Origin of the sequence: Endozoicomonas sp., from assembly GCF_051008435.1 — a bacterium.
Lineage (GTDB): Bacteria > Pseudomonadota > Gammaproteobacteria > Pseudomonadales > Endozoicomonadaceae > Endozoicomonas_A.
Window position 1 is genome coordinate 1 of the sequence record NZ_JBPCXO010000472.1, and the last position, 1,228, is coordinate 1,228.

The 1,228-nt window shown below is 48.8% G+C and carries 1 protein-coding gene; it reads left to right on the forward strand.

Going from position 1 to position 1,228, the window contains the following annotated elements; genetic code table 11:
* A partial coding sequence (locus ACR2PX_RS23355; RefSeq protein ID WP_434001756.1) for an IS4 family transposase occupies nucleotides 1-1,219 on the forward strand: 1,219 nt, incomplete at its 5' end.
* Between the last annotated feature and the right edge of the window lie 9 nt (nucleotides 1,220-1,228).

Consider the following 1,228-nt stretch of genomic DNA (forward strand, 5'->3'; position numbering starts at 1 on the left):
ATCAAAAGCCACTATACGTCGTCGACGTTTGCCTGAAGATCAAGTGCTATGGCTTGTACTAGGCATGGCTCTATTTCGAAATGAGCCGATTGAAGAAGTCGCCAGACGACTCAACATCTGTTCAGAAGGCCTGGCTTCTGAGAGCCTCCTCGCCAAAAGTGGTATTTCATCCGCACGTCAGCGACTAGGGGCGGAGCCTTTACAGTGGTTGTTTCAACGGACGGGACAACACTGGGCTAGTGAACGGTTTGAACAGGATGACTGGTTAGGACTTCAAGTATTCGCTGTTGATGGCGCACAGTTTCGTACCCCCGATAACCCTGAGCTACGTGAACACTTTGGATCAGGAAATACCTCGACGAATCGACAAACTCCTTACCCTTTATTGCGCTGTGTTGCCTTGATGAATACTCACACTCACGTAGTGATGGACGCACAAGTCAGCCCTTTTCGGCGAGGAGAAGTTCCATTAGCGGAAGCCATGCTGGCAAAAATCCCCGATCACAGTGTCACCTTGTTTGATAAAGCATTTTGGAGTGCCAACCTGATGCATTCACTATCGAGTCAGGAAACGCATCGACATTGGCTCATCCCGAAGAAAACCGGCGTTGTTTACGAGGTAGTGGAACAGTATGGGGCAGGTGACCAGCTATGGCGTATGAAGGTGTCACCACAAGCCCGGAAGAAGAATCCAGGCTTGCCGGAATATTGGTATGCCAGGGCTGTCACCTACGGTGTTGAAGGTACAGAAAAAACGGTAGTCACTTCCTTACCTGCAGAGGTTTACCCTAAGGAAAGTGTTGCTCAGCTCTACCATCAACGATGGGAAATTGAGTTGAGCTTTCGCGACATGAAAACGTCAATGTTGAATAATGCCATGACCTTACGAAGCAAGAAGGTTGATCTGGTCTATCAGGAAGTATGGGGCCTGTTACTGGCCTACAATCTGGTACGCCGTGAAGCCAGTCATGCGGCAGCTGTTCATGGCCAGAGAGTAAAGGATATTCGGTTTAAAGCGGCCTTTCATTACATTGCAGCAAACCTGGTTGTCATGGCAGAGGCGAAACCGGAGTCGAAAACGGGGATGAGATTAAGAGAGTTAAGAAGTGGTATTAGTAGCTTGTTTTTAGTGAGAAAGCCGAGGCCAGGTAGGCCCCGGATTGTAAAGATGTCTAAAACCCGGTATCCAGTTAATCGCAATGCTGCACCGCTTAAGTGAACAGCATTG